This window comes from Alkalihalophilus lindianensis (genome assembly GCF_032843265.1).
GTDB lineage: Bacteria > Bacillota > Bacilli > Bacillales > Bacillaceae_D > Alkalihalophilus > Alkalihalophilus lindianensis.
Map to the genome: position 1 here is coordinate 1 of NZ_JAWJBA010000685.1, position 253 is coordinate 253.

At 41.9% G+C, this 253-nt stretch carries 1 pseudogene; it reads left to right on the plus strand.

The annotated features are described in order from the left end of the window. Positions 1–28 precede the first annotated feature (28 nt). Positions 29–253, plus strand: a pseudogene (locus RYX56_RS23905) (energy-coupling factor transporter transmembrane component T); the annotation flags it as partial.

Here is a 253-nt window from a genome sequence, read left to right on the forward strand (position 1 = left end):
TGTGATCAATAGTCGGAAGTTTATGTTTTTGTTTTCAAAAGTTTGGCCTCAATTGGCCTTGTTGCTCATGCTTACCATTCGATTCGTTCCTTTATTTATTCGTAGATGGCGTGAACTTTATGAAGTGCAAAAGGTGCGAAATCATTCGATTTCCCAGGGGTCTATCCGAATGAGGGCAAGTGCAGGCATGCTTTATATGCAAAAGCTCCTTACCTGGTCTTTAGAGGAGGCATTGCAATCAGCGGAATCAATG